At 71.1% G+C, this 26,388-nt stretch carries 17 protein-coding genes; all 17 read left to right on the top strand.

Annotation, left to right across the window (positions count from 1 at the left end; translation table 11 throughout):
• Positions 1-5: 5 nt before the first annotated feature.
• The 17 genes from AQJ67_RS08640 (at position 6) to paaB (ending at position 26,387) form a co-directional block, all read left to right on the top strand.
• Complete coding sequence (locus AQJ67_RS08640; RefSeq protein ID WP_062717445.1) at positions 6-2,027, top strand: ATP-binding protein; 2,022 nt, start codon at positions 6-8, stop codon at positions 2,025-2,027.
• Positions 2,018-2,314 carry a hypothetical protein gene (locus tag AQJ67_RS08635; RefSeq protein ID WP_062717444.1) on the top strand — a complete coding sequence of 99 codons (297 nt, stop codon included), beginning with the start codon at positions 2,018-2,020 and terminating at the stop codon, positions 2,312-2,314. Before AQJ67_RS08640 ends, AQJ67_RS08635 begins: the two co-directional genes overlap by 10 nt.
• Positions 2,311-9,117, top strand: a complete 6,807-nt coding sequence (locus AQJ67_RS08630; protein ID WP_062717443.1) for an eCIS core domain-containing protein — start codon at positions 2,311-2,313, stop codon at positions 9,115-9,117. Before AQJ67_RS08635 ends, AQJ67_RS08630 begins: the two co-directional genes overlap by 4 nt.
• The gene (locus AQJ67_RS08625; protein ID WP_062717442.1) at positions 9,114-9,653 is read left to right on the top strand and encodes an SUKH-4 family immunity protein; all 540 of its coding nucleotides are present in this window, start codon (positions 9,114-9,116) and stop codon (positions 9,651-9,653) included. The genes AQJ67_RS08630 and AQJ67_RS08625 overlap by 4 nt, the downstream gene beginning before the upstream one ends.
• On the top strand, positions 9,653-10,339 hold the full coding sequence (locus AQJ67_RS08620) for a hypothetical protein (protein WP_062717441.1): 687 nt from the start codon (positions 9,653-9,655) through the stop codon (positions 10,337-10,339). The genes AQJ67_RS08625 and AQJ67_RS08620 overlap by 1 nt, the downstream gene beginning before the upstream one ends.
• A gap of 12 nt (positions 10,340-10,351) precedes the next feature.
• Positions 10,352-10,732: a LysM peptidoglycan-binding domain-containing protein gene (locus AQJ67_RS08615; protein WP_062717440.1), complete on the top strand. Its 381-nt coding sequence runs from the start codon at positions 10,352-10,354 to the stop codon at positions 10,730-10,732.
• Positions 10,725-11,864 carry a hypothetical protein gene (locus tag AQJ67_RS08610; RefSeq protein WP_062717439.1) on the top strand — a complete coding sequence of 380 codons (1,140 nt, stop codon included), beginning with the start codon at positions 10,725-10,727 and terminating at the stop codon, positions 11,862-11,864. Before AQJ67_RS08615 ends, AQJ67_RS08610 begins: the two co-directional genes overlap by 8 nt.
• A 57-nt stretch (positions 11,865-11,921) precedes the next feature.
• Positions 11,922-12,458: a phage baseplate assembly protein V gene (locus AQJ67_RS08605; RefSeq protein ID WP_062717438.1), complete on the top strand. Its 537-nt coding sequence runs from the start codon at positions 11,922-11,924 to the stop codon at positions 12,456-12,458.
• A gap of 19 nt (positions 12,459-12,477) precedes the next feature.
• Complete coding sequence (locus tag AQJ67_RS08600; RefSeq protein ID WP_062717437.1) at positions 12,478-12,822, top strand: hypothetical protein; 345 nt, start codon at positions 12,478-12,480, stop codon at positions 12,820-12,822.
• On the top strand, positions 12,819-13,214 hold the full coding sequence (locus AQJ67_RS08595; RefSeq protein WP_048580771.1) for a GPW/gp25 family protein: 396 nt from the start codon (positions 12,819-12,821) through the stop codon (positions 13,212-13,214). The genes AQJ67_RS08600 and AQJ67_RS08595 overlap by 4 nt, the downstream gene beginning before the upstream one ends.
• Entirely contained in the window at positions 13,211-16,327 is a 3,117-nt protein-coding gene (locus AQJ67_RS08590; RefSeq protein ID WP_062717436.1) for a putative baseplate assembly protein, read from the top strand. The genes AQJ67_RS08595 and AQJ67_RS08590 overlap by 4 nt, the downstream gene beginning before the upstream one ends.
• Positions 16,324-20,184: a putative baseplate assembly protein gene (locus AQJ67_RS08585; RefSeq protein WP_062717435.1), complete on the top strand. Its 3,861-nt coding sequence runs from the start codon at positions 16,324-16,326 to the stop codon at positions 20,182-20,184. The genes AQJ67_RS08590 and AQJ67_RS08585 overlap by 4 nt, the downstream gene beginning before the upstream one ends.
• Positions 20,184-22,415 (top strand): hypothetical protein, encoded by a 2,232-nt coding sequence (locus AQJ67_RS08580; protein ID WP_062717434.1) that lies wholly within the window; start codon positions 20,184-20,186, stop codon positions 22,413-22,415. Before AQJ67_RS08585 ends, AQJ67_RS08580 begins: the two co-directional genes overlap by 1 nt.
• 78 nt (positions 22,416-22,493) lie before the next feature.
• Positions 22,494-24,047, top strand: coding sequence for a DUF6519 domain-containing protein (locus AQJ67_RS08575; protein WP_062717433.1), 1,554 nt, complete (start codon positions 22,494-22,496; stop codon positions 24,045-24,047).
• Positions 24,047-24,937: a peptidoglycan-binding protein gene (locus AQJ67_RS08570; RefSeq protein ID WP_062717432.1), complete on the top strand. Its 891-nt coding sequence runs from the start codon at positions 24,047-24,049 to the stop codon at positions 24,935-24,937. The genes AQJ67_RS08575 and AQJ67_RS08570 overlap by 1 nt, the downstream gene beginning before the upstream one ends.
• Before the next feature lie 146 nt (positions 24,938-25,083).
• Positions 25,084-26,061 carry a 1,2-phenylacetyl-CoA epoxidase subunit PaaA gene (paaA, locus tag AQJ67_RS08565; RefSeq protein ID WP_062717431.1) on the top strand — a complete coding sequence of 326 codons (978 nt, stop codon included), beginning with the start codon at positions 25,084-25,086 and terminating at the stop codon, positions 26,059-26,061.
• Complete coding sequence (gene paaB, locus AQJ67_RS08560; RefSeq protein WP_062717430.1) at positions 26,058-26,387, top strand: 1,2-phenylacetyl-CoA epoxidase subunit PaaB; 330 nt, start codon at positions 26,058-26,060, stop codon at positions 26,385-26,387. Before paaA ends, paaB begins: the two co-directional genes overlap by 4 nt.
• Position 26,388: the final 1 nt, after the last annotated feature.

Below are 26,388 nucleotides of genomic sequence, written 5' to 3'. Positions count from 1 at the left end.
AGGACATGGGGACGAACGAGCCGGGCACGGCCGGGACTTCGGGGACGCCGGGTCCGTCGGGCACGGCCGACGGACACAGTGCCGGGACAACGCTGACCGCGGAGATCCGGCGCGTCCTGGCGCGCGTCGACGCCCACGCCACCGGCTCCGGTGCGGCATCCGGCCCGGACGCCGACGCCCCGACCGCCGCGGGTTCCGCGAGTCCGGCACCCCTGGCCGCCCCGGGCACCGCCCCCCTCGACGCCCTCGTCACCTGCTTCGGCCTCACCCCCTTCGAACGCGACCTGATCCTGCTCGCCGCCGCCGACGAACTCGACCCCACGACCGCCGCCCGCTGCGCCGCGGCCTGCGGGGACCCCCAGCGGGCGTACCCGACCTTCTCGCTCGCCCTGGCCGCCCTCGCCGAACCCCACTGGAGCGCCCTCACTCCTGTCGCGCCACTGCGGCGCTGGCGGATCGTCGAGCTCGACGACGAGTCCCGGCTGACGACCTCACGCCTGCGCCTCGACGAGCGGATCCTGCACTTCCTGCTGGGCTCGCCCTATCTCGACGCCCGCCTGCACGGCCGCCTGCGCCGCACGTCGGTGCCGGAGCAGCTGCCACCGTCGTACGACCTGGCCGCGAGCCGCGTCGCCGAGGGCTGGACGACGGGGGCGAGCCCCGACGCGCCGCTGCTCGTCGAGGTGACCGGCGGCGATCTGCGCAGCCGTGCCGACATCGCCGCCGCGGCGGCCGCCCGCTCCGGGCTCGGGCTGTACGCGCTCGGCGCCGAGGACATCCCGGCCGACCCCGCCGAACGCGACCGGCTCGCCCGGCTCTGGCAGCGCGAGGCGATCCTGCTGCCCGCCGCGCTGCTCGTCGAGGTAGGCGACCTGGACCGGGACCAGCGGGCGGCGACCGAGTCGTTCCTGGCCGGGGCGGCCGTACCGTTCGTCGTGTCCAGCGAGGACCCGCTGCGCTCGGACCGGCCGCACGGGGCGCGGGTGGCGGTACCGCGGCTCGACGAGGAGGAGCAGGTCGAGCTGTGGGGCCGGGCGATGCAGCCGATCGCCGACCTCGACGACGTCGAACTGCGTTCCCTGGTCGCCCAGTTCCAGATGCCCCCACACGTCATCCGGACCGCCGCCGCGACCGTACGCCGCCGGCTCCCCTACGAGGACACCCTCGACGCCGCCGAACTCGCCTGGCGGGCGGGCCTGGAGGAGGCCCGGATCGGCATGGACGAGCTCGGCCGCCGGATCGAACCCGAGGCGGGCTGGGGCGACCTGGTCCTGCACGACCGGCAGACCGGCGTGCTGCGCGAGATCGTCGCCCATGTGCGCCAGCGGCCGACGGTCCATCAGCAATGGGGATTCGCCGGGACGTTGCGGCGCGGCCTCGGTGTCACGGCCCTGTTCGCGGGCGGCTCCGGCACCGGAAAGACGCTGGCCGCCGAGGTCATGGCGAAGGAACTCGGCCTCGACCTGTTCATCGTCGATCTCTCCCAGGTCGTCAGCAAGTACATCGGCGAGACCGAGAAGAACCTGCGCCGCGTCTTCGACGCCGCCGAACGCGGCGGCGCGCTGCTGCTGTTCGACGAGGCCGACGCGCTGTTCGGCAAGCGCAGCGAGGTCAAGGACAGCCACGACCGGTACGCCAACCTGGAGGTCAGCTACCTGCTGATGCGGATGGAGGCCTACCGCGGCCTCGCCATCCTCACCACCAACATGAAGAAGGCCCTCGACACCGCCTTCCTGCGCCGCATCCGCTTCGTCGTCGACTTCCCCTTCCCGGCCGAGCACGAGCGCGCCGAGATCTGGCGCCGGGTGCTGCCGTCGCGGGCCCCCGTCAAGGACATCGACCCGGGCCTGCTCGCCCAGCTCACCGTCGCCGGCGGCTCGATCCGCAACATCGCGCTGTCCGGGGCCTTCCTCGCGGCCGAGGAGGGCGACCGGCTCCAGATGCGGCACATGCTCGCCGCGGCGCGCACCGAGTACCAGAAGCTGGAGCGCTCCCTGACGCCGGGGGAGGTGCGGGGATGGGTGTGAACGCGTCGCCGCACGGCGAGCCGCGGGAGATCAGGGTGGAGATCGGCGAACTCGCCCTGAACGGCTTCGCCGTGGACCCGGAACGGGTGACGGACGCCTTCGAACGTGAGCTGACCCGCCTGATCCGGACCCACGGCGTCCCGCTCGCCTCGGACGGCGCGCTCGCCGCCGACGCCCTGACCGGCCTCCCGCCCCTGCCCGCCGGCCTGTCCGCCCGCCGCCTCGGCCAGGAACTGGCCCGCGCGGTACACGAAGGGCTCAGCGGCCACGGGGAGGTGACGCGATGAGCTCCCAGGCCCAGGACGCCCGTTCCGAGCAGGCCGCCGAACAGCGCCGGCGCAGGCGCAAGGAGCGTGCCGCCAACTCCCGCACCCCCGAGCCCAAGGACATCGTCAGCGGTGCCGGACAGCCTCTCGACCCGGGCGTGCGGCGGGAGTTGGAGGAAAGACTCGGCCACGACCTCAGCCGCGTACGCCTGCACACCGACCGGGACGCCGGACAGCTGACGGAACTCCTCGGCGCCGACGCGGTCGCCGTCGGCCAGGACATCTTCTTCCGCGAGGGCACCTTCAAACCGGGCACGGACGAAGGCCGCCGCCTCCTCGCCCACGAGCTCCTGCACACCGTCCAGAACCCGCACGGCCTCGGCACGTTGCGCGCGGGCCGGGAACTGGGCGCGGTGAGCGTGCCGCAGCAGGCGATCGAGCGGGAGGCGGAAGCGGCCGCCCAGAACCTCGTCCGTCCTTCGCGGACCGGCCCGCAGGAGTCCACGGCCGACGTCGCCGAGGACCAGGCCACCCCCGGCTGGCTGCGCTACGCCACCGTCGACGCCGACCGGAACCGCGCCGAGGCCCTCGACCCGGCGACCCTCGTCGACCGCCTCGCGAACTCCCTCGTACGCTCCCTGCGCGGCGACCCCGAGGACCTCTCCCAGCGCACCCGCAAGCAACTCGCCCGCCTGCCCGAGGAGTTGCTCGACGGCGTCCTCGTGCGCCTGGAGAGCCGGCTGCTCGGCTCGGAGCACGACCGGGTGCTGGACCTCGTCGACGAGATCGAGGCGCAGGGCGAATTGGGCGCCGGCTCCGCGGAGTGGGCGGCTCAGGACGCCCCGTACGTCGAGGCGGACACGGCGGCCGAGCTGCGGGCCGACCGTACCGCCGAGGAGCAGACGGCCGCGGAGTTGCGGGCCGAGGAGGAGCGGCCGGACTCGGCGCCGGGACCGGAGAAGGACCGGGCCGTAGAGGAGGGTGCGCAGGGCAGCACACCGCAGAACGGCGGTACGCCGCGGCGCGGGAGCACCCCTCAGGGGGCGCAGGCGCCGCGCGGTGGCGAGGAGGACCAGCGTGACGAGCGGCCGGGCTACCCGGCGGAGAGCGGCGGCGCACGGTCACCGGAGCGGGGCGGCGGCAAGCAGGAGCAGACCGGCGGGCAGGGGGCCCAGGCGACCGAGGCATCCCGTCAGGAGACGTCGGGCGGTGCGTCCAAGGGCGGCGAGCAGCAGCAGGAGTCCGGCGCGAAGGACTCCCCGCAGAGCGGCTCCGACAAGAGCGGCAAGGAGGAGGGGGGCAGGGAGGAGAAGGGGGGCGAGCAGGGCGCGGAGCAGCCCGAGCAGCAGGTCGCGGCGGCCGCGAGCGAGGAGGAGTCGGCCGCCAAGAACCGTCCAGGCGCGGCCGATGCGCTCACCGCGGGCCAGGCGAAGCAGGAGGACAAGGCCGGGGCGAAGCAGCCGGAGGGCTCTCCCGCTGTGGGCCGGGACACTCAACTCCCCGGCAGGACCAGCAGGTTGGACGGCGTACGCAACCAGGACCTCCTGGACGACGAGGAACGGGCCGATGAGGACCCGTTCCGATCGGGCAGCGCGTCCGAGGTGGACGTCGGCGGCGCAGAGAAGAGCGCCTGGGACACCAAGCTGGCCCCGGAGGACTTCCTGCCGGAGAAGGACCTCGACGTGTCCGCCGTGCCGACCGCGGACAAGGTCGGCCCCGGCGAGACCAGTACGGCCCAGGTCCCGACGTTCCCCGCTCCTCCGCCGACGAAGGCCGACCAGGTGCAGGCGGAGCGGGACGCGGAGGACGCCGAGGACGAACAGGCCGAGGACGAACCGGATGAGGCGGAGGCAGAGGCAGCCGCTGAGCCCGCGCCGTCGACCGAGACGGAGGGCAGCCCCGAGACCGACGGGCGGGTGGGCCTGGAGGGCGCCGCCGAGCAGCGTCCCGGTCCGGGCTCCCCGTCGAAGGACCCCAAGGACGGGGACGACCCGAAGGCCGGTCCGGCCGCCATGCAGCGGACAGTGCAGGAGGCGCCGGGCAAGACGGAGGGCGGCGGCGAGGCCAAGGAACCCGCGGCCAAGCAGGAGAAGGGCTCCCCGGCCGCGGGCGACAAGGCGGGGGCGGCCCCGGAGAAGAGTTCCCAGCAGGCGGCGGGCGGTACGGCGGCCGCCCCGGAGACGGCCGGCAAGGGCGGGGAGCCGAAGCGGGACGAGCAGAAGAACGACGGGCAGCAGAAGTCGGAGTCGGACCCCGCGTCCAAGGGCCAGGCCGACCACAGCGGCGACACGGCGGGCCAGGCCGACGGCAGGCAGCAGGACGACAAGTCCCCTTCCCCCGCACGGGATTCACATGTCACAGGAGGCTCGAACGCGGCCGAGCCGGGCGGCACGAGCAGCTCGGCGGAGTCCGAGGCGCCGCGGGACTCGGGCGCCGAGAAGGAGACGAAAGCGCCGGCGCCCCAGGCGGTCCCGAAGGAGTCGGAGCCCGCGCCGAAGGACCCGCCGAAGAATACGGCCCAGGAGACGAAGGCGCGGAAGGACGAGCCGGCCGCGAAGGAGGAACCGGCCTCCGCGTCGCCCAAGGCAGCCGCTGTGCCCAAGGCGCCGGGCGGTGGAGGCGGGGGCGGAGGCGGCGCCAAGGGAGCCGCTGCCGGCAAGGGCAAGAGCAAGGACTCGCCCCCGGCCCCGAACCTGTCCCAGGTGTCCCCGGAGGCCGGCCTGTCGTCTGCGTCAAAGCTCAAGCCCCACAGGGCCCTTGAGGCGATGGGCGGCGTGGGCGGTTCGGTGGACCGTACGGTCGGCGACGAACACAAGAAGCTCGCCGCGGCCCCGCCGAGCGTAGAGCGTCCGGCGGGTTCGCCGCAGACCTTGCAGGGGAAGCCGCAGACCGACGCGCCCGCCAAGTACAACGAGGACGCGGCGAAGAAGTCCGACGCGCCCAAGGACGAGAAGGCCGAGGTCACGGGCGCAAAGAAGCCCGAGGGCCAGATCGAGGCCGAGAAGATGGAGGAGCCCGGCGGCTGGGACACCTTCATGATGGGCCTGGGCTTCGTCGGCGGAAAGCTCGTGAACGGGATCGCGAGCTTCTTCGGCGCCGACAAACCGGTGGTGGACGAGCAGAAGCTGGCCGCCAAGTTCGCCGGCCTGCCGACCGGGGACGACGCCCTCAAGGAGGCCAAGTCGGGCCAGGCGCCGGGCGTGGAGATGAAGGGCGCCGCGGACGACAAGGCCGGCGAGCAGGGCGAGGCGGTCGACAGCAAGGGCCGGGAAGCGGTCGAGACCGGCCGGGACGACGCCAGCCGCTCGATGGGCGAAGACCAGGTCTACCCCGACGCGCCCAAGGAGCAGTTGAAGGCCAAGGTGCCGAGCGGCGAGGCCGGCCAGGGCGGGGTGCGTACGGGCAAGGCATCGACGGGCGCGGTGCCCGCGGAGGCCGCGTCGAAGGTGGCCGAGCACGACCGGAAGGCCGAGTTCCAGGGCGCGTTCAGCAAGGGCGCACAGGGGGTGTCAGAAGGACGCAAGACCAAGGACAAGGGTTTTCGCGAGTCGGAGCAGAAGCAGAAGCGGCAGGTCAGGACCGAGGTAGCGAAGAGCACCCGCGAACAGGCGGACGAGCGCGCGAAGGCCAAGTCCGAGGTCAAGTCGGAGCGCGGCACTTGGCGCAAGGGCCAGGACGAGGAGCTCAAGAAGCTCGGCACGAAGAAGTCGGAGCGCCATAAGAAGGCCCGGACGGACGTCGAAGACGAAGAGAAGAAGACCGACGAGAAGGCGAAGAGGGAGGAGAAGGAGAACGACGAGAAGATCCAGACGAGGGGCAAGGAGGGCGAGGAAGAAGCCAAGAACCACACCAAGACCGCGGCGAACGAGTCGGGGAACTGGGTATCGAAGGCCTTCGACTGGATCAAGAAGAAGGTCATCGAGATCAAGGACAAGATCGTCAAGGCCATCAAGGCCGCTCGCAAGGCGATCGTCGACAAGATCAAGGAGTTCAAGGAGCGAGTCGAGGGCTGGATCAACGCGGCCCGCAAGGCCATCGTCGAAGCGGTCAAGGAGCTCATCAAGGACCTGATCGAGTTCGCCAAGAACCTGGTCAAGGCGATCGTCGACCTGGCCAAGCGCGTCTGGAAGCTCATCACGGACCTGGTCGCCGCGGCGATCGCCTTCGTCACCAAGCTCGCGGCAGCCCTGAAGCAGGCCATCACGGACCTGCTCGACCGCATCGCGAAGGCGCTGAGCAGCATCCTGAGCGTCCTGAAGAAGATGCTCATGGACGTCGTCAAGGCCGTCGTGGACGCCATCAAGACGGTTTTGGAGTACGCGTCCAAACTCCTCGGCGCCCTGGGCGAGTTCATGATGATCGCGGTCGACTTCATGTCCGACCCGGGCGGCTGGCTGAGCGGCGCGAAGAACTCTGCGGTGGACGGCGCGAAGAACCATCTGTTCCGCGAGGTCCAGTCCGCCGTGAAGGAATGGTTCCAGTCGAAGATCGAGGAGATCATCGGCATTCCGAAGGCGATCATCGACAAGCTCATCAAGGGCGGCTTCACCCTTGAGAAGATCGTGAAGGAGACCTGGGACGCGATCGTCCCCATGCTCCCCTTCATCATCGGCGAGATCGTCATCACGAAGGTGATCGCGAAGCTGATCCCCGGCGCGGGCTGGGTGATGGCCGTCATCGACGCGATCAAGACGGCGATCGGCGCGCTCAGCGAGATCCTGCGCGCGATCGGCGCGGTCATCGAGTGGCTTAAGTCGGTACGCAGGGGCGGCGCCGGGGTGCTCTTCGCGAAGGCGGTGGCGGCGGGGATCGTGGCCCTCCTTGAACTCGCGTACGAGGCGTTGTTGAGCGGCATCGGAAAGTACGTCGCGAAGGTCGGCCGCCGCTTGAAGGGCGTGGCGCAGAAGCTCGGCAAGGACAAGGGCGGTAACGGGGACAAGGGGAAGGATGGTTCGGGCGGGGACGACAAGGGCGACGGCAAGGGCAAGAAGCCCGGCCAGGACGGGAAGGCCGGCCAGGGCGACAAGCCGAAGGACGAGAAGCCGACGACGCAGGACGGCAAGGGAGACCGCCCCGGCGAGAAGCCCAAGGAGAAGGACACTCCGTCCAAGTCCAGCCCGTCCAACATGCCGCCCGGCAAGAGGCCCCCGTCGAAACCGGACCCGAAGAAGCCCACGCCCCCGAAGGGCAAGGACGACGGCAAGAAGGACGCCCCTTCGAAGCCGGGCACGGACAAGAAGGACGACGACAAGCCGGACACCCGACCGACCCCGGCCCCGAAACCCGAGCCGAAGCCGGAACCCAAGCCGAAGCCTGACCCGGACGCGAAGCCGAAGCCGAAGGACACGGACGGCAAGACGCCGGACAAGCCGAAGGACGACAACGGCAACACGGACAAGCCCAAGGACCAGGATGGTCCCGGCAAGCCCAAGGACAAGGACGGCGACGGCACGAAGCCGAGGAACGACAAGGGCGGCGACAAGCCGGGCAAGCCAAAGGACAAGGACGGTCCGGGGAAGCCCAAGGACAAGGACAGGCCTGGGAAGCCGAAGGACAAGCTGGGCTCGAAGCCGGGCGGGCGCAAAGGGCCGGGGAAGACGGGGCCCAAGCCAGGGAAGACCGGTCCGGGCAGGCCCAAGTCCAGGGAGGAAAAGGACAAGCGCAAGGAAGAGGAAAACTCCAAGGACTCTAAGGACGCTCGCCTACAGAAGATCATCGCTCGCCTGCGTCCGAAGATCGACAGGCTGACCCAAAAGGGCGCCAAGCAGTTCCGTCTGAAGGCTTCCATGCTGGCCTGGAAGGCCTGGTACCGGCTGTCGAGCCTGGAAGTGAACAGCACCGACCCGGCAAGGTTCACGGCCACCTTGAACCCAAGGGGGACCGTAACGGAAGCAACCCGGAAGAAGCTCGAACTCATCGTGCAAGGGGAGCGGGGGTCGAACAGGGAGGAGCGCCTCAAAGAAGCGTTGGGCATCGAGAATTTCGACGACTGGCTCTTTTTCAAAGGTCCGGAAAGCGAGGCAGATTTCATCACCAAGATGGAAAAGCTCGTCGAGGAACTGGATGAGGCGGCGAAAAAGGATCTCGCGGACAAGCCGCTCCAAAGGATCAGGGCTGCGGAGCGCGACGTCCAGAACGGACTTGAGGCGGAACCAGAGACAAGCACCCCCGAAACAGAAGAACCGCCGATCGAGGAATACCGGAATGCCTTCCGAGAACTCATCAGTGACGAATTCGCAAACGCCCAGAAGGAGAAGCTGCGCTCCGGTCAGCCCGGTGAGCAAGTGGACCCCGAGCTACTCACTGCCTCGGCCACACTGCACCGCAAGGACAAATATGACCTGATCGGCTTCACTCGCAAGTCCCTGGCGATCATGCGTGCGAGTGAACGCGATGAGACGTTCCGTAAGGCTGCAAGCCCTTCCTATCATGCGTGGCGCGACAAGAAGCACCCGAAGAGCCATCCGAAGGCAGGTCAAGAGCTCACGCCGGAAGACCGGGCCCAAGCGCACCATAACGCCCGACGGCTTGGCGCTATGACCAGCAACTTCCGGAAAATGGTCAAACTTCGCGCAACCAGGGGGGTGGAAAGCACCGTCGAGAAGCAGGTCGAAGCACGACTTGGAAAGATGCATGTGGATCACGTCGTCGACCTACAGTTGGGTGGCCTGGACAGCTACAAGAATTTCTTCCTCCTGGACGGCGACACCAACACAGGAATGAACGACGATCTCAACGAACAGAAAATTAAGGGCCTGACCAAGGGTACTAGAATCGAGATCCACGTCGACATGCGACGCGAAGAAGAGCGAGAGAACAAATGATCACACGCAAGGACCTCGAAACGCTTTACTCAGCCGAGGTGATCGTCACACTTTCACCCGAAGAGTCACAGAAGCTCCGCCTGCTTCAAGATGATTCGCGCTTTCTCGCCGAAATCGGCCTGCCTCGACATGCGCCCCCGTTCTTCACCACCGAAGTATCCGGTGGCCCCGAGTTCCTTTTGCCCATCGACATTCCGACGAGCTCTGGAGGGATTCACCGGGAGGTCATCATCGGCGGGCCGCCGGGAGATGCCAAGATGCGTTTCTCGCTGGACACGGACGAAGGCTTTGTGACCCTGGTCCAGCTAGCCGGGAAACCGCGATTCGAGGTAGCTAATCGCAATCTGGCAGAGTTTGTAGAATTCATTTACCTCATCGACAGCCACCGGCGCCGCGCAAGCGACCATCCCGACGAGGCGAAGGACTCACTGGCCGAGCTTTCTCTGCGCCTCATGAGCATCAATTCCGTCGTCTTCGAAGAGCCGGAAAACTGGTGGTCCATTGCGCTGGGCCACCTGTCCGCCATGGAGGGGTGATGACCCGCTACGCCAACATCCCCAAACCCATCCGCTCCGGAATAGTCCTGCTCGACCCCGAGACCGGCACCCCCCAGCGCATCATCGTGCTCCAGTTCAACCCGGACACCCTGGAGCGCAGCCTCTCCCCGCAGACTGCCGGGAGCGGTGGGGACTCCGGGGGCGGCGGGGCCGGTAGCGGTGACCGTAACGAGGCCCTCCGCCTCAAGGGACCCGCCCAGGAAACCTGGAAGTTCACCGCCGAGATCGACGCCACCGACCAGTTCGAGATCGCCGCTCCCGACGGAATCCACCCTCAACTCGCCGTTCTCGAAATGCTCGTGCAGCCGACGTCCACGCAACTGCGCGAAGCGAGCCGGCAGTCGAAGAAGGGGGCCATCGAGATCTCTCCGATCGAGATGCCGCTCACTCTCTTCACCTGGGGGAGCAAGAGGGTCATGCCTGTGCGGCTCACCGAGCTGTCCATCAACGAGTCCGCGTTCGATGTGAATCTCAACCCGATCCGGGCCTCGCTCAGCATCGGACTCAAGGTGCTCACCGTGAGCGATCTGCCGATGGGGCACCCGGGTGCCGAGTTGTACTACGCGCATCTCGCGCAGAAGGAACGCCTCGCCGCCGCCGCGCGCACCGCGGGGATCGGGTCGCTGGGGCTCGGCTCCGCCGGCATCGGGGCGGGAAGGGGCTGAGGAGCGAAAACCATGGCTGACATCGAGCCGTACGAAAACGCGCTTGACGTGATACCGGGGGCCCACCCGTACCCCCGGACGAGTCGGTACCACGATGCCGAGATCGGCGTGCACCGGCTGCCGGACGGGACCGAAGTCCGGTACGCCAAACGACGGTTGCTCCCTCCGCTGGAGGAGACAGACGACGACACGCAGACGCACACCGTCCGCACCGGAGAGCGCCCCGACCTGCTCGGGCAGCGCTACTTCGGCGACCCCGGCCAGTGGTGGCAGATCGCCGACGCCAACCCGGTGCTGGATCCCCAGGAGCTCACCGACGAGCCCGGTCGCGAGGTCGAAGTGCCGCTCGCCGGGCACTTCCGGCAGGGTCCGCAGGGAGTCCGGCATGGCTGAACTGCCAGTGGGGCGCGGCCCCGTACACATCACCCTGCACATGGGGCCGAAGCTGGCCAAGCCCGTCCCCGCGGAGGTCGCCGAGGCGCTGCTCTCCGCGCAGATCACCGCCACCGCCGGCGAGCGCAGCGGTTTCCAGCTCGCCTTCGACCTCACCAAGAACGGGCTCATCAGCCGCACCCTCCTGCCCGAGGGCTTCTTCGACCCGAAGACCCGGTTCATCGTGACCGTCACCGTCCGCGGCACCCCCGAAGTGCTCTTCGACGGCCTGATCGTCCGCCACGAGGTCGGCGCCAGCAACCAGCCCGGCCACTCCACCCTCACCGTCACCGGCGAGGACCTGACGCTGCTCATGGACCTGGAGGAGCGCACCGCCCGCTACCCGAACCTCCCGCCCTCCGAGCGCGTCCTCGCCATCCTCCGGCGCTACTCCGACTACGGCATCCGTCCCGACGTCTACCAGGAGAAGGTGGCCCAGCCTCCCCACCAGGACCTCCGCGTGCACTACCAGACGAGCACCGACCTGCAGTACGTCAACGAGCTGGCCCGGGCGAACGGATACACCTTCTACCTGGAGCCCGGCCCCAACCCCGGCCAGTCCTCGGCCCGTTGGGGCCCGGAGGTCCGTCTCGGCATCCGCCAGCACGCCCTCAACGTCAACATGGACGCCAACTCCACCGTCGACCAGCTGACGTTCGCCTACGACGGCACCGCCCGCGAGGAGCCGCAGGCCCGCTGGCAGAACCCCGAGACCCGGCAGTCGGACCTGCTCCCGCAGCCGTCCATCAGCCCGCTGCGCCCACCCCTCGGCAAGCGGCCCACTCCGGCCCTGAAGCGCCGGACGCTCTCCGGCACTGCCAAGCACCAGCGCGAGCAGGCCGAGGCCGAGCTCCTCGCCCGCGCCGCCGTGTCCGCCGACGTCGTCTCCGGCTCCGGATCACTCGACGTCAACCGGCACGGCTACATCCTCCAGCCCCGCCAGCTCGTCGGCGTACGCGGCTCGGGACGGGCGTACGACGGCGACTACTTCGTCAAGTCCGTGACGCACGTCCTGCGTCCGGGCTCGTTCCAGCAGAACTTCACGCTCTCCAGGGAGGGCTTGGAAGCGCGCAGCGACTACGTCCGGCCCTGACGTACCCGTAACCCCACCGACCCGCCCCACGACTCATCAACCAGGAGCAACCCCACCATGGCGGCACCCAGCAATCGCTACCTCGGCAAGTTCCGCGGCCGAGTCGTGGACAACAACGATCCGCTGCACATCGGCCGGATCACCGTCGAGGTACCCGACGTCCTGGGTGACGAGCCGTCGACCTGGGCGCTGCCCTGCCTGCCGTTCACGGGGCCGCAGGCGGGCCAGTTCGTGGTGCCGGCGCCGGGGGCCGGTGTGTGGGTCGAGTTCGAGCAGGGTGATCCCAGCTTTCCGGTGTGGACGGGATGCTGGTACGGGGAGCAGGGCGAGTTGCCGCCCGATGCCCGCCGTCTCGTGCAGCCGGCGTCGCAGGCCAAGCCCGTCGTGGTGCAGACACCCGAGGCGCACAAGATCGTGATGAGCGACCCGGCGGGCCCCGATCAGGGGATTCTGCTGCAGGCCCAGGGCGGGGCGTTCATCCGCATCACCAAGGAAGCCATCGTGATCTCCAACGGCCTCGGCGCGGAGGTCATCCTGCGCGGAAACCAAGTGGACGTGAACGAGGGCCAGTTGACCATCGCGTCCAAGCGATAGGAACGGGGGAAGGAAGAACGTGTCCGGGACATCCGGGAGCCTGCTCGACGCTCACACCGTGATCGGCTGCCCGCACGGCGGCCGCGTCGCGCCCGCCACCACACCCTCCGGCGGCGTACGCCTCGCGGGCGCCGCCGTCGCCACAGCCGCACACAGCTATGTGGTCACCGGCTGCCCGCACACCGTGAACGGCGTGCCCTCGCCGTGCGTGACGGTCCGCTGGACCGCCGTCGGCTCCGGTATCACCGTCGACGGCGCGCCCGTGCTGCTCGACACCTCCGCGGCCGAGTGCTTCACCGCGGCCTTCGTGCCGCAGGGGCCGCCCGTCGTCCAGGCCGCGCAGCGAAAGGTCACCGTCCGATGAGCCCCACCAGCCGGGCAACCAGGCCCCGTTCCGACCTCGCCTTCCCCTTCCGCGCGGACCGCCGCGGCCGTACCGCGCACGCCAGGCACGGCGAGCACGTCCACGACCTCATCGAGCAGCTGCTGTTCACCAGCCCCGGCGAGCGCGTGATGCGGCCCGACTTCGGCTGCGGACTCCTCGACCTGGTCTTCGCCCCGACCAGCCCCGAGCTGATCAGCACCCTCGAACTCTCCGTACAGGCCTCGCTGCAGCGCTGGCTCGGCGACCTCATCGACGTGGAGGCCCTCGACGTGGTCAGCGAGGACAACGTCGTCCGCGTGTACCTGTCGTACGTCGTCCGCGCCGACGGCGCCCGACGCGACGACGTCTTCGAAGGGAGGGCCACGGCATGACCGGCACGACCGCCACCTCCCGCCGGGCCAAGGTCCGCGCCGCCCAGCTGGGCGGTGTCGACGCCGTGGAGGTCGGGGACGACGGGCTCCTCCTCACCGTCACCTTCCTCGGCAAGGCCCCGCACGGCCTGGGCCCCGAGAACGTTCGCATCGACGGCGGCCGCCGCATCACCGGCATCACCGCCGTGGACGTCAGCGTGGAGCGCGAGGAGGACCCCGAGCTCGACGACCGGCTCTACGTCACCCTCGACCGGGCCGGCGACACCTCGCGCTACCGGCTCTCCCTCGTCGAGACGGACCCGTACGGCCGTCCGGGCAGCGAGCCCTTCCGCGGCTTCGACCAGCGCTACCACAGCGCCACCTTAGCCTTCCGGCCCGACTGCCCGACCCCCTTCGACTGCAAGGAGGGCGAGCCCGAGCAGCCGGGCTTCCCCGCCGCGCCCGTCGTCGACTACACCGCCCGTGACTACGACACCATCCGCAAGCTGCTCCTGGACCGGCTCGCGCTCACCACCCCCGACTGGGTCGAGCGCAACCCCGCCGACCTGGGCGTGACCCTCGTCGAACTGCTCGCGTACACCGGTGACCAGATCAGCTACCAGCAGGACGCGGTGGCCACCGAGGCCTACCTCGACACCGCCCGCCGCCGAGTGTCCGTACGGCGGCACGTGCGGCTGATCGACTACGCGATGCACGACGGGTGCGCGGCGCGCGCGTACGTCGCCGTCGAGACCGCCGGTGACCACACCCTGGCGCCCGGCACGTACCGCTTCGCCTCCGTCGACGTCCGCACCCTCGACCCGCACGACCGCCCCGAGCCCGGCACCGTCATCGACGAGGCCGACCTCGGCGACCTCGACGAACGCGGCTCGGTGGAGGTCTTCGAACCGGTCGTCACCGCCGACCCGCTTCAGCTGCGCGTCGCCCACAACGCGATCCGCCTGTGGAGCTGGGGCGGCGAGGTGTGCACCCTGCCGAAGGGCGCCACCTCCGCCACCCTGCGCGACGCGTGGGTCGACCCGGAGACCTGCCGGGACCGCCGGCTCGACCTGCAGCCCGGCGACGTGCTCGTCCTGGAGGAGGTCAAGGGCCCGCGCACCGGCACCCCCGGCGACGCCGACCCCGGCCACCGCCAGGCCGTCCGCCTGACCTCCGTCACCCCGGCCGTGGACCGCATCGAGGACCAGCCGGTCCTGGAGGTCACCTGGGCCGCCGCGGACGCCCTGCGTTTCCCGCTCTGCCTCACCACCCGCGGCGGCCGCGACTGCCTCCCCGTCGAGGACGTCACCCTCGCCCGCGGCAACGTCGTCCTCGTCGACCACGGCCGTACCCTGCACGGGCTGCCCGAGACGTGCACCGTCCCGCAGGTCCCCGCCGAGGCCGCCCCCTGCGACCCTCCCGCCTTCGGCTGCCACGACCGCGACGAGGGCAACGCCCCCGCCCGGCTCATCAACGCCCTCACGGACCGCGCGGAATCCGGCGAGTCCCTCACCCCCGACGACATCCGCGAACTCTTCGAGGTCGTCGGCGAGGCGGCCACCAACCGCGCCGGACTCGGTCTCGAACGCGCCGGCCAGCGCCACGAACGCGTCGTGCCCGGAACGGCGTACGCCCAGGCCGCGGCCCTGCGCACCCTGCTCGCCCAGTCCGTCTACCCCGGGATCCAGCCCCGCTTCCGTCCCCTCCTGGGCCGCGCGCCCGTCGCGCAGACGGTGCCGTTCCCCGAGCCGGCCACCGTCGCCGCCGGGCAGGCCGAGCGGATCGCCGCGATCCCGGGACGCGTCCGGCAGCGACTCGTCGAACTGTGGCGCAGCGCCCGCGACCGGGACGGCCTCTCCGAGCAGGAGATCGCCGAACTCACCGTGATCTACGGCCTGAGGATCCTGGAGCACATCGAACTCCACCGTCACCCCGTCCGCGCCCTGCGCGAACTCCTGCACCGCAACGACGAGTTGCTCGACGCCAAACTGCGCCGCGTCGAGGTCCTCACGGCACGCGCCCGCGCCGGCACCGTACTCGACGGGCACATCGCCTGGGAGATCGCGCACAGCTGGGGCCCCGCCTACGCCACCGGACTGCACCCCGAGGAGCCGGTGCTGCGCGGCTCCGCGACCGACGCCCTGGCCCAGGACCCGCGGCGCGCCCTGCCCGCCGTACGCGTCGACGAGGGCGAGACGTCCGTCTGGGAGCCGCGCCGCGACCTGCTCGACAGCGGTCCCCGCGACCGGCACTTCGTCGGCGAACTGGAGGACGACGGCCGGCTCGCGCTGCGCTTCGGCGACGGACGGCACGGGGCGAAGCCGACCCCCGGGTCCCGTCTCGCCCTGCACTACCGTCTCGGCGGCGGCACGGCTGGCAACGTAGGCGCGGAGGCCATCAACCACCTCGTCGTCCAGGCCGACTGCGAGCCGCCGCCCGTCGCCGTGGTCCGCAACCCGCTCCCGGCCGTAGGCGGCACGTCGCCCGAACCCGTCGAGCAGGTACGCCAGTTGGCGCCGCTCGACCTGCGCCGCACCCGGCTGCGCGCCGTCACCGCCGACGACTACGCGGCCCTCGCCACCGCCCTGCCCGGCGTCCAGCGGGCGGCGGCGGAGCTGCGCTGGACCGGCAGCGTCCAGGAGGCGCATGTCGCGATCGACGCGTACGGCGCCGGCGCCCCGTCGGCCGAGCTGCTGACCTCGGTCGCCCAGTCGCTGGAGTCGTACCGGCGCATCGGCCACGACCTCGTGGTCGGCGCCGCGCGCCTCGTCCCGCTGGACGTCGCGCTGACCGTGTGCGCCGAGCCGGGCCACCAGCACGGGCAGATCCTGGCCGAGCTGTACCGCGTCCTGGGCAACGGCCGCCTCCCGGGCGGACGCCTCGGCTTCTTCCACCCGGACGCGCTGACCTTCGGCGAACCGGTACGGCTCAGCCGCCTTGTCGCCGTCGCGGCAGCCGTGCCCGGCGTCGAGAGCGTCCAAGTCACCCGGCTGCAACGGATGTTCGAGCCGGACCGAGGAGAGAGGGAGGACGGCGTGCTGCGGCTCGGCCCGCTGGAGATCGCCACCTGCGACAACGACCCGGACCGGCCGGAGAACGGCCGGCTGGCGGTTTCCCTGGGAGGTGCCCGGTGACGACGGACTCGACGATCGACGACTGCGCCTGCGGCGGCGCCTGCCGCGGCGGCCACGACGAGCGACTCGCGCCGGCCCCCGTGCACAACCCGCCCGGCCGCACGGCTCTCGACTACCGCGTCGGCGAGTACGGCTCCTTCCGGGCCGCCCTCCTCGACCGCCTCGCCTCACCCGCGTACCCGGCTCTCGACGGACTGACCGTGCGCACCCCGGACGACCCGGCGATCGGCCTCCTCGACGCCACCGCCGTCCTCGGCGACCTGCTCACCTTCCACTCCGAGCGCATCGCCGACGAGGCCTACATCCGTACGGCCAACGAGCACCGTTCCCTGGTCCTGCTCGGCCGTCTCGTCGGCCACCGCCCGCGTCCCGGCGTCGCCGCCGCCACGCATCTGGCGTACACGCTGGAACGCGACCCGCGCGCGGAGGCGCTGCCGGTCACCATTCCACGCGGTGCCCGCAGCCACAGCGTGCCCGCGTCCGCGGACGAGCAGTCCCTCACCTTCGAGACCAGCCGTGACCTGACGGCCCGCTGGGACTGGAACGAGCTGAAGGTACGCCGCCGGCGTCCCTCCCTCGTCACCCCCGCGGACCTGGAGCGTCGCTCGGAGCTGTTCGTCGAGGGCACGGCGAACTCGCTCCAGACCGGCGACCAGTTGCTCTTCGTCTTCGGTGAACAGGCGGGCGGCGAACGCAAGTTGCTGCCGGTCGCGAAGGCGCGGGTCGACCGGGAGGACGAGATCACGGCGATCTCGTTGCCGAAGTCCGCGCCGCCGACGCTGAAGGAACTGGTGGACGAGGTGCGGCGCTGGACCGCCGCGCCGGCCGCTCCGGGGGAGCCGGGGGATGAGCCGCCCACGCCCGAGGTGCCGAACCCTCGGCCCGTCAGCCGGCTGATCGAGGATTTCGAGGACCAGGTGCTGGCGCCCCTGCGGGAGGACCTGGACGGCATCAAGACGCCCGAGCGGCTGGCGGCCCGGCTTGCGGAGCCGGTGGCGAGGCTCGGGGAGGCACAGGTGCTGGCTGAGCCGTATGAGGAGGTTGCGGCGTGGTTTGAGCAGCTTGAGGCGGTGCTGGCCGAACTCGCCGAGCGAGCACTGGAGTTGGCGCCTGCGCAGACAGAGAGTGCCGCCGCGGGGGGTGGTCGGTCGGCTGCGGCGCCGTTGGGGCTGGTCGCGCCCCGCGGCGGAGCCGCAGATCGATACAGCCCCGCGCCCCCAAGAAGCGGTGATGCGCGCACCGCTGCTCTCGAAGCCCTCGGCGCTGTACTTCCCGCCCTGCGCACTTCGGTCCCCGCCCTGCGCACCTCGGCCCCCGGCCCGCGTGCCGGCACCGGCTCTCAGCGACCCGGCACCGACACCGCCCGCCTGCTCTCCGCCCTCAACCCCTCCCTCGGCACCCTCTACCCGGCATGGCGCAAAGCCGCCGCGCCCGGCGCCCCACAGCTCCTCCGCGAACTGCTCGCCATGCGGGTCACCGCCGCCCCCTTCGGCGCCACGGCCCCGCTGAAGCCGGTCCAGGACGACCGCGGGCGGGTCATCCGTACCGCCGACTGGCCGCTCACCGGGGCGGTGCTCGCGAGCATGCGGGTCGTGTACGACACGTCGGGCAGGAGCCCCGTCCGGGCCGAGTTCCAGTACGTCGAGGGGAGCAGCTCCGACCAGCGTGCCGAGAACCTGCCGGTCGCCCAGCCGCTGACCTTCCCGCTCGGCACGGGGCAGGTCGAGCTGTCGGTGCGTTCCGGTCAGGACCGTGACCTGAACTGGCTCAACCGTCGCCCCGCCGACTCCCAGGAGCCCGGCGTCACGGCCCGCCTGCACTCCGGTCTGCCCGAGCGGACGCTCTTCGTGTCCCGGCCGGACGACGAGGGCCTGGTCCACGTCGGCGTCCACAACGGGACGTCCGAGCAGATCGCCCTGCGGCCGAACACGAGCGAGCAGTTCACCCACGGCGAGTACGAGGTGAGCCTCAAGTACACGGTGGGCACCACCGAGCCCAACGTCGAGGTAGTGATCGCCAGCAAGCCCGAGCCGCTCAACCGCCGTGTCCTGCAGCTGGACACGGTCCACACCGGCATCACGGTCGGCAGCTGGGTCGCGATCCAGCGTCCCGCCAAGGGCGCCCAGGACGGCATCCCGGGCGACGCCAAGCTGGCGTTCGTCACCACGCAGGTCGTGTCGGCGCGTACGGCGGCGTACACCAACTACGGCATCACCGGGCGAGGCACCGAACTCACCCTCGCCGAACCGTGGTTGGACGAGTTCGACGTCCTGCTCTCGCACATCCGGGACACCACCGTCCACGCGGCCGGCGAACCGCTGCGCCTGGCCGACGAACCGCTCGGCGAGGACGTGCACGGCAACGAGATCGAACTCGCCCAGCTGTACGACGGGTTGCGCGCCGGCCGTACGCTCGTCGTCACCGGCGAACGCAGCGACATCCCCGGCACGGCGGGCGTGCTGGCCACCGAGGTCGTCACCGTCGCCGCCGCCGACGCGGCCGCCGACCCGCGGCTGCCCGGCGACCACGTCCACACCAGGCTCACCCTGACCTCCGACCTCGCCCACCGCTACCGGCGCGAGACGGTCCGGATCCTGGGCAACGTCGTCGAGGCCACCCACGGCGAGAGCCGCGAGGAGGCCATCGGCAGCGGTGACTCGGACCGTACGAACCAGACGTTCGCGCTCTGGCAGTCCCCCCTGACCTGGCTCGCCGACGACAATCCCCTCGGCGCCACACCGGTGCTGGAGGTCCGGGTCGACGGCGTCCTGTGGCACGAGGTCGACAGCCTCGCCGGCCGCGGCCCCGTCGAGCGGGTCTACATCACCGGCTCCACCGCCGACGGCCGTACGACGGTGACCTTCGGCGACGGCGTGAACGGCGCCCGGCTGCCGTCCGGCCACGAGAACGTCCGGGTCCGGTACCGCTTCGGCACCGGCAAGGCCGCCAACGTCGCAGCCGACCGCGTCACCCAGCCGCTCACCCGGCCGCTCGGCGTCACGCAGGTGACCAACCCGCGCCCGGCGAAGGGCGGCGCGGACGCGGACGGCCCCGGTCTGACCCGCCGTACGATCCCGCTCGCCGTGTCGGCGCTCGACCGTCTGGTCTCCGCGTCCGACTACGAGGACTTCGCCCGCTCCCGCGCCGGCATCGGACGGGCCGCGGCCCGCGAGCTCTTCGACGGCCGGCGCCGTGTGCTGCACGTGACGGTCGCGGGCACGGACGACGTGCCGATCGACGGCGACTCCGACACCCTCCGGGCCCTGCGCGGCGCGCTGACCGAGTACGGGGACCTCAATCTCCCCGTCCGGGTGGACGTGCGCGAGCTGGTCCTGCTGCTCGTCGCGGCCAGGGTGAAGGTGGCCGAGGACCACGCCTGGGAGTTCGTCGAACCCCGGCTGCGTCAGGCGCTGCTCGCCCGACTCGGCTACGAGGGAAGGGAGTTGGGGCGTCCGGTCCGGCTCTCGGACGTCCTCGCCACCGCCCATTCGGTGCCCGGTGTCGACTACGTGGACGTCGACGTCTTCACCGGCGTCCCCGCGTCCGCCACATCCGAGGAGCTCACCGGCATCCTCGGTGACCCGGGCCCGCCCAGGGCGTCGGTCGCGGCGCACGAGGCGACGTACGACGAGAAGGTCCACACGGTGCGGGCCGCGGACGGCGAGACGCTGTCCGGGATCTGCGCCAGGTACGGCGTGCCGCTCGCCGAACTCCTGCGCCTCAACCCCGACATCACCGACACCCGGCGCCTGCCCAAGGGCCGTTCGGTGTTCGTCTTCCGCGGTATCCGCCCGGCCCAGCTCGCGATGCTGTCGCCGAGGGCCGCGGACACCCTGATTCTGACGGAGGTCAAGTGATGTCTGCGAACCCGGCGGATGTCCAGTTCGACACCGCGACCCCGGCGACCGCGTCCAGGGAGCCGGACGGACTCGCCGCGCTGCTGCCCCGCTGGCACCTGCTGCGCGACGCCGAGGAGGGCGAACAGCTGCGCGCGCTGCTCGCGGTGATCGCCGAGCAGCTCGACCGGGTGCGTGACGGCGTCCAGCAGGGCTATGAGGACCTGTTCGTGGAGACGGCGGCGCCCTGGGTGCTGCCGTACCTGGGCGACCTGGTCGGCTATCGCACCCTGCCCGGCTACGAGCGGGTCCTGACGACCGGCCTGCACGAGGGAGGCCGCGCCGCCCTCGCCGAGGCCGTCGCCCCCCGCGCCGACGTCGCCGCCACCGTGGCCAACCGCCGCCGCAAGGGCACCCTCCACCTCCTGGAGGAACTCTCCGACCAGGTCACCGGCTGGCCCGCCCGCGCCGTCGAGCTGTCCCGGCAGGTCGCCCACACCCAGCCCGTGAAGCTGTACGGCGACCGAGGCGTCCTCCCCCACGCTCGGCTTCGCTCGCGCGGGGGGACCCCCATGGGCGAGCGCGGCCGGCTGGTGGACCTGCGTGACAACTCCGCCCTCGACCTCGCGGGCGGCCCCTTCGGCGCCACGGCCCGCACGGTCGACGTCCGCCGCGCCAACTCCCGGCACCGTCAGGGTGGTTGGACTCCGGCCGGGGTCGCGCTCTTCGTCTGGCGGCTGAAGGCGCACTCGCTCACCCGGTCCCCGGCCTACTGCATCGACCGCGCCCGCAACCTCTACACCTTCTCGATCCTCGGCAACGACACCCCGCTGGTCACCAAGCCGTTCCCGGAGCCGTCGCCCACCCACATCGCGACCATCGACAACGTCCCGGCCTTCGTCACCCGCCGCCAGCTCCACGACCGGCTCGCCGACTACTACGGCCCCGGCAAGAGCCTCGTCATCCGGCGCGACGGCGAGGACCAGCCCGTCCCGCCGTCGGACATCGTGGTCGCCGACCTGTCGGACTGGCGCTACCGACCCAAGCGCGGCCAGGTCGCCGTCGACCCGGAGTTGGGTCGGATCGCGTTCGGGTCGCGGTCGGCGCCCCGGAAGGGCGTGTGGGTGGACTACCACCACGCGTTCGCCGCGGACATGGGCGGCGGCGAGTACGACCGGCTCGACCGCGAGCCGCGGCCGGACGCCGAGGTGTACCGGGTCGGCCCCGGGCAGCCGTACCGCCAGATCATGGACGCCTACCGGGCCTGGCAGCACGACCGCCGGGCCGACCGGACCGGCCCCGCAGGCGTCATCGAGATCACCCACAGCGGCGCCTACCAGGAGCAGCTGGACTTCGACCTCGACCCCGGCGACCGCCTCGAAGTCCGGGCCGCCGAGGGCACCCGGCCGGTGATACGCCTGCTCGACTGGTACAGCAACCGCCCGGACGCCCTCAACATCCGTGCCGTGTCCGAGGACTGCGCCCCGCACGAGCGTCCGCGCATCGTCCTCGACGGGCTGCTCGTCGCCGGACGCGGCATCAACGTCACCGGGCCGATGGGCGCCGTCGTCGTCCGGCACTCCACGCTCGTCCCCGGCTGGTCGCTGGAGCCCGAGTGCGATCCGCACTCGCCGGAGGAGCCCAGCATCGTCCTGGAACGCACCACCGCGTGCCTCCAGATCGAGCACAGCGTCCTCGGCACCATCGAGGTCATCGGCGACGAGGTGAGCGAGGAACCCCTCGACATCCACCTGCGCGACAGCATCCTCGACGCCACCGGCAGCGACCGCGAGGCCCTGTCCGCGCCGGACTGCCGGCACGCGCACGCCGTACTGCACGTGCACCGCACCACCGTGATCGGCGAGATCCACACGCACGCCGTGCAGATCGCCGAGAACTCGGTCTTCACCGGCCGGCTGCACGTGGCCCGGCGCGGCATCGGCTGCCTGCGGTACTCCTACGTTCCGGCCGGATCGCGCACCCCGCGCCGGTACCGCTGCCAGCCCGACCTGGCGGGGCCCGAACAGGCCGGTCGCGTACGGCCGTTGTTCACCTCCGAGCGGTACGGGACGCCCTGGTACGGGCTGCTCGCCGACCGGTGCGCCGAGGAGATCCGGCGCGGCTCGGACGACGGCGCCGAGATGGGCGCCTTCCACGACCTGTACCGGCCGCAGCGCGAGGACGGCCTCCGGGCGCGGCTCGCGGAGTACACCCCGGCGGGCACGGACGCCGGGATCTTCTACGTGACGTGATGCCGGCCATGAGTCGCGACGTGAGCGCCGCCGCCGTAAGCCCTGCCCGCACTTTCCTGAACCAGGGGGACCCCCTTCATGCACGCTGACCTCTCCCGCCTCACGTTCCGCCCGGAACGGCACTACTCGGCGGTCGTCGCCCAGCAGGGGCGTGTTCAGCTTGACGCCGACATCAACGAGCAGACCGCGATCCAGCTCCACCAGGCCCGCACCCTCGCCGCCGACCTGATCGGCCGGCACGGCGGGCCGCGCGACGCCGCGGGCTTCAAGATCGACTACGTCGGCGGCAAGCACGACATCGACACGCTGCACATCCGCGGCGGCCGCTACTACGTCGACGGCATCCTGGTTGACGCGACCCGTCCGGCGCCCGGCGTGCCCGTCCCGGACGACGTCGCCGACGAGCAGGCCGAGGACACCGCAGCCCCGCCCGCGTACTGGACCTACTGGGACCAGCCCGACGGCTTCCGTGACCCGGAGAAGCCCGGCGACCGGCTGCCCTCGCCCGCCACGTCGCCGTTCGTGGTCTACCTGAACGTGTGGGAGCGCGCCGTCTCAGCCGCCGAGGACCCGGCACTGCGCGAGGTCGCCCTCGGCGCCGCGATGCCCGACACGGCGGCCCGGGTGAAGGTCGTCTGGCAGGTGTTGCCGCTGTCGCTGGCCGCGCTGGACATCGAGGAGACCGACCCGTCCAAGGAGGTCGTCCGCGCCGCCTTCGACAAGTGGGCGCAGAAGCAGTCCGCGCCCACCGCACGGCTGGCCGCCCGCAGCGAGCGGCCCGACCACGCTGACGAGGACCCCTGCCTGGTCAGGCCGGACGCCCGCTACCGCGGCCCGGAGAACCAGCTGTACCGCGTCGAGGTGCACGCGGGCGGCGAGGTGAAGGACGCCACCTTCAAGTGGTCCCGCGAGAACGGCTCCGTGGTCTTCCCGGTCGACGAACTCGACGGCACCTGGGTGCAGTTGGCCTCCCTCGGCCACGACCACAAGCTGGACCTGGACGTCGGCGACCACGTGGAGCTCGTCGACACCGCGTACGCCTCCCGCCTGGAGCCCCTGCCCCTGCTCCGGGTCGAGGAACTGGACCTGCCCGGCCGCCGCGTCCGCCTCAGCGCCGAGCCCGACCAGTCCGTCGGCCGGCTGCCCCACCTCAACCCGTTCCTGCGCCGCTGGGACCACCACGGCGGACCGAAGCGCAAGGGCCGTACGACCGCGCTGAAGGGTGGCGCGATTCCGGTCGCGGAGGGGGAGTGGCTGCCGCTGGAGGACGGCGTCGAGGTGTACTTCGCCAAGGGCGCCACGTACCGCACCGGCGACCACTGGATCATCCCCGCCCGCACCGCCACCGGCCGCGTCGAGTGGCCCACGGACGCCGCCCGGCGTCCGCTGCTCCAGGGGCCCTCCGGCATCGTGCGCGGTTTCGCGCCGCTCGCCCTGGTCAAGGGCGAGGGCGGCACCGTCGACCTGCGCCTCGCCTTCAACCCGCTGGCCAGCAGCATCCCGGCCGCCGACGAGGCGGCCCTCGCGGCGGAGGAGCAGGCGCGCCGCGAGGAGCAGCTGGCGGAGGACCCGTCCGGCGGGAGGTCGCAGACCACCGCGGACGCGGAGGCGGCGGCGGAAGGAGACGAGTGATGGCCAAGCCCCTGAGCGCGTCCAAGATGGTGGAGATCCTCCGCGCGGAGGGTCTCACGGTCCACGAGGTGCGCAGCTGGCGCACCCACAACCGCAACAGCAAGGGCGCCTGGGGCCCGGTGAACGGCGTGATGATCCACCACACCGTCACCAAGGGCACCGAGGCCTCGGTGAACATCTGCTACAACGGCTACTCCGGCCTGCCGGGACCGCTGTGCCACGGTGTCATCGACAAGAAGGGCGAGATCCATCTCGTCGGCAACGGCCGTGCCAACCACGCCGGACTCGGCGACAGCGACGTCCTGCGCGCCGTGATCAACGAGTCGAAGCTGCCGCACGACAACGAGGCCGACACCGACGGCAACGCGCGCTTCTACGGCTTCGAGTGCATCAACCTCGGCGACGGCAAGGACCCCTGGCCCGAGGCGCAGAAGGAGGCCATCGAGAAGGTCTCCGCCGCGATCTGCCGGCACCACGGCTGGAGCGAGCGCTCGGTCATCGGCCACAAGGAGTGGCAGCCGGGCAAGACCGACCCGCGCGGCTTCACGATGGACGGGATGCGGGGGCGCATAGCGCAGCGGCTGAAGGGAGGGGGCGGGGGCGGCGGCACCACCCCCGACCCGAAGCCAGCGCCCAAGCCGAAGTACGTGCCGTTCCCCGGCAGCGGCTTCTTCCAGGTCGGCCGGAAGTCGCCGATCATCACGGCCATGGGCCGCCGTCTGGTCGCCGAGGGGTGCGGCCGCTACGAGGAGGGCCCGAGCCCGGAGTGGACCGAGGCCGACCGCCGCTCCTACGCCGCCTGGCAGCAGAAGCTCGGTTTCAAGGGCAAGGACGCCGACGGCATCCCCGGCAAGGTCAGCTGGGACAAGCTGAGGGTGCCCGACGTGTGACGGTGAGGCTCGGACGAGCCGGACGGCCCAGGTACCCCACGGGGGTGTCCTGGGCCGTTCTTGGTGAGGGCGAAGGGTCTTGCTCCGCCAGGCGAAACCAGTCACACTGGTACCGAACGAATGGTCGGTTGGGGAAGCTGGTATCGATGACGACATCACACGCCGCCGAGGCGCCCCCGCTGGGGGGACTCCAGGAGCACTTCGACGCGACGATCGCGCGTGACCAGCGGATCGAGCCGCGGGACTGGATGCCGGACGGCTACCGCAGGACGCTGGTCCGCCAGATCGCGCAGCACGCCCACTCGGAGATCATCGGCATGCAGCCGGAGGGGGAGTGGATCACCAAGGCGCCCTCCCTGCGGCGCAAGGCGATCCTCTTCGCGAAGGTGCAGGACGAGGCCGGACACGGGCTGTACCTGTACTCGGCGGCCGAGACCCTGGGCACCGACCGCGCGGAGCTGACGAACCGGCTCGTCGAGGGCCGCCAGAAGTACTCGTCGATCTTCAACTACCCGACCGTGAGCTTCGCCGACGTCGGAGTGATCGGCTGGTTCGTGGACGGCGCCGCGATCTGCAACCAGGTGCCGCTGTGCCGCAGCTCCTACGGGCCGTACGCGCGCGCGATGGTGCGGATCTGCAAGGAGGAGTCCTTCCACCAGCGGCAGGGGTACGAGCTGCTGATGACGATGATGCGCGGCACCGAGGCCCAGCGCGAGATGGTGCAGGACGCCGTGAACCGCTGGTGGTGGCCGTCGCTGATGATGTTCGGCCCGCCCGACGACTCCTCGCCCAACTCCGCGCAGTCGATGGCCTGGAAGATCAAGCGGCACAGCAACGACGAACTGCGTCAGCGCTTCGTCGACATGACCGTCCCGCAGGCCGAGAAGCTCGGCGTCACCCTGCCCGACCCGGAGCTGCGCTGGAACGCCGAGCGCGGTCACCACGACTTCGGCACCCCCGACTGGGACGAGCTGATGCGGGTCATCAAGGGCGACGGGCCGTGCAACGACCAGCGGATGCAGCGGCGCAGAAGCGCCCACGAGGAGGGCGCCTGGGTGCGGGAGGCGGCCACCGCCCACGCGGCCAAGCAGGCCGCCCGCGCGGCGAAGGGAGCGGTGGCATGACCGCCGAGAAGCCGTCCGGGACGCCGTCCGGGACGCCGTCGGAGAAGCGGGACTGGCCGCTGTACGAGGTGTTCGTGCGCGGCAAGCGCGGACTCAACCACGTCCACGTGGGCTCGCTGCACGCCGCCGACGACCGGATGGCGCTCACCCACGCGCGCGACCTGTACACGCGGCGCAACGAGGGCGTGTCCATCTGGGTGGTGCGCTCCGAGCACATCGCCGCCTCGACCCGCGACGAGAAGGACCCGTTCTTCGCGCCCAGCGCCGACAAGGTCTACCGCCACCCGACGTTCTACGACATCCCCGACGACGTCCCGCACATCTGAA

The organism is Streptomyces caeruleatus, from assembly GCF_001514235.1.
Taxonomy (GTDB): Bacteria; Actinomycetota; Actinomycetes; order Streptomycetales; family Streptomycetaceae; genus Streptomyces; species Streptomyces caeruleatus.
The sequence above is the reverse complement of the archived record's forward strand: the minus strand, read 5'-3'. Positions and strand labels throughout refer to the sequence as shown.